The sequence below is a fragment of the bacterium genome (assembly GCA_041648665.1).
GTDB lineage: Bacteria > UBA10199 > UBA10199 > 2-02-FULL-44-16 > JAAZCA01 > JAFGMW01.
Genome location: JBAZOP010000185.1, coordinates 1 through 3077, shown reverse-complemented (window position 1 = coordinate 3077; position 3077 = coordinate 1). Strand labels below are relative to the sequence as shown.

3 protein-coding genes are annotated in these 3077 nt (G+C 62.7%); all 3 read left to right on the top strand.

Annotation, left to right across the window (positions count from 1 at the left end):
• Positions 1-60 precede the first annotated feature (60 nt).
• The gene (locus tag WC683_20430) at positions 61-1017 is read left to right on the top strand and encodes a peptidylprolyl isomerase (GenBank protein ID MFA4974978.1); all 957 of its coding nucleotides are present in this window, start codon (positions 61-63) and stop codon (positions 1015-1017) included.
• 1 nt (position 1018) lies between these two features.
• Complete coding sequence (gene pdxA, locus WC683_20425) at positions 1019-2011, top strand: 4-hydroxythreonine-4-phosphate dehydrogenase PdxA (GenBank protein MFA4974977.1); 993 nt, start codon at positions 1019-1021, stop codon at positions 2009-2011.
• Positions 2012-3077: phosphoglucomutase/phosphomannomutase family protein (locus WC683_20420; protein ID MFA4974976.1), on the top strand; the 1066-nt coding region annotated here is incomplete at its 3' end.

Below are 3077 nucleotides of genomic sequence, written 5' to 3'. Positions count from 1 at the left end.
AGAATCTGATGGCGGGCGCGAAGATCATGATTCACGAAGAGGCACTTAAGGAGGTTCGCCTTGAAGGTTAGCATTGTCATATGTACGACATCCTGCGTGCTCCTTGCCGCCTTGGCATGCGCATTCCCCCGCCTTGCCTACGCCGAGCTCGTAAACGGCGTCGTCGCCGTGGTGGGCGATGACGTGATCACCCAGCGCCAGCTCGACCAGGCCATGCAGGCGAAGGGCCGCGGCGGAGCCAAAACGACCGACCCGATGGCGCGGCAAAAAGCCATAGACGAACTCATCGACGAGAAGCTGATGAGCCAGCTGCTCGTCAAAGCGGAGACCGAGGTGACCGATGACGACGTCGCGCGCGCCGTCGCGGGCGTGCTCCACCAGAACGGGATGACGATCGACCAGCTCCGCTCGGAGATAGCCTCGAAGGGCATGACCTGGGAGGACTACAAGAAGCAGATCGAGGCCCAGATCAAGCGCGTCAAATTCGTGAACCAGGTCATAGGCCCGCAGGTCAAGATCACGGACCAGGACCTGCGCGATTACTACTCGCAGAACCAGGAGCGCTTCCGCGGAGGGGTGCGCGCTCAGATCGCGCAGATATTCCTGCCGTTCGAGAATTTCCAGAGCCAGGCGGAGGTCGAGGCGTTCAAGGACGAGGCCTTCGACATAGCCAACCGCGCCAGGCGCGGCGCAGACTTCAAGGAGCTTGCGCGCAAGCACTCAAAAGGCGCCAACGCCGAGAACGGCGGGGACCTGGGCATGGTGAATTTGAAGGACCTGCCCGAATCGGTCGCGCTGGCCGTCAAGGCGCTGAAGCCCGGCGAGGTATCCACCCCGGTGGCCACGGACAAGGGGCTCGTCATCGTGAAGGTGATCGCCCTCCCCGAGCTGTCCGGATCGGACTTCGAAAAGCTGCGCGACGACATCTACTCGGCGCTCTACGACGAGAAGATCCAGGAGACTCTGCGCTCGTACCTTCAGAGGGAGCGCAGCAAAGCGTACATCGAGATCATGTGATATGAAGCAGATCATCGGCATAACGATGGGCGATCCGAGGGGCGTCGGCCCCGAGGTGATCGCCAAGGCATGGAAGGACCTCTCGCCGGAGGAGCGCGACCACTTCCGCATCTACGGCGACCGCGCCGCGATGGACGCCGCGGCCGAGCTCGCCGGCGACTCGATCGATCCCAAGCACTTCGTCACGACATCCAGCACCTCCGAGGAGATGGGCAGCCTCTCCGATCCGGAGGCCGCGCGCATGGCTCTCTCCGCTATCGACGCCGCGATCGAGGACGTGACCGCGGGCAACATATCGGCCATCGTCACCGGCCCGGTCAACAAGCACAGGCTCCAGAACATCGTCCCGGGTTTTCTGGGCCACACCGAATACCTCGCGAAGAAGGCGGGCGTGCGCGAGGTGGTGATGATGTTCTTCTCGGAGAACGCGCCCGAGCTCTGTCACGGGCTCAGGCTCGCGAACCGGCTCTGCGTCTCGCTCGTGACGATGCACCTGCCTATCAAAGAGGTCTCAAGCCACATAACCAAGGAGCGCGTGCTCGCAACGATAAAGCGCACGCATGAGGCGCTCGAACAGCACTTCGCATGCCCGGACGCGCGCATCGCGGTCATGGCCCTCAACCCGCACGCCGGCGAGGTGGGCTCCATAGGCCACGAGGAGGAACGCGTCATCCTCCCGGCCATCGTCGCAGCGCAGAAGGAAGGGGTCAACTGCGTGGGCCCCATGCCTGCCGACGGCATCTTCAAGAAGATGTCCGAATTCGACTACGACGCCATAGTCGCGATGTACCACGACCAGGGGCTCATACCGGTGAAGCTAATCTGCCGGGAGCAGTGCATCAACATGACGCTGGGGCTGCCTTACATGCGCACCTCCCCAAGCCACGGGACCGCCGAGGACATCGCGTGGCTCGGCAACGCGGACCATGGCAACATGCTCCTCACCATGAGGAAGACCAGGGAGCTCGTCGGGTGGCGGGTCAACGGAGGATAGATGACCAAGATCAAATTCGGGACAGACGGCTGGAGGGCGGTGGTCGGAGAAGATTTCATCCCTGAAAACATAGGCAAGGTCATACAGGCATTCTGCGACGTCTATCCCACCCTTCCCGACGCGGGCAAACCGGTGATGATAGGATACGATCGCCGCAACCGCTCGCCGGAAGCGGCGCGGCAGGCGGCCGAGATCCTGCTAGGCAACGGCATCGAGACGGTCCTCTCCGAGACCTTCTGCCCCACCCCCGCGGTCTCATGGTACGTGAAGTACAAGGGCTGCGCGGCGGGCGTAATGATCACGGCCAGCCACAACCCGCCCAAGTGGAACGGCATCAAGTTCAAGGAGAGCTACGGCGGCGCGGCGTGCGCCGAGTATCTCGCGCCCATCGAGGCGAAGATCGTCGCCAATGACGCGGCAGGCAAAAAACCGAAGATCGCGAAGATAGAGGGCAACCCGAAGTTCACGACCTTTGATCCGTACGGCGAATACTTAAGCGCGATCGTCGCGAATTTCGACGTGAAGAAGATCAAGGGATCGGGGATGAAGAAGGTGCTGGTCGATCCTCTCTTCGGCTCGGGCACCGGTTTCTTCCCCCGCATACTGGGCGGCATGGCCGAGGAGATCCACAACGCGGCGGACACGAACTTCGGCGGGCTCAACCCCGAGCCGATACCTCCGCACGCGAACGAGCTCATGGAGCGCGTGAGGTCGGGCGACTACTCCTGCGGGCTGCTCACCGACGGCGACGCCGACCGCGCCGGAGCGGTGGACGAGAAGGGAAACTTCGTCACCACTCACGAGGTCTTCTCGCTGCTCCTCCTCCACGCGCTCGAGGACAAGGGCTGGCACGGCAAGGTCATCAAATCGATCTCCACCACGATGATGCTCAATCGCATATGCGAAAAGTATGACACGAGACTCGACACCGTGCCCGTAGGCTTCAAGTACATAAGCCCCGCGATGAAGGCCCCGGGCGTGCTCGTGGGCGGCGAGGAGTCCGGCGGCTTCGGCTTCCCGCGCCACATACCGGAGCGCGACGGGGTCTTCTCCGACCTGATGCTGC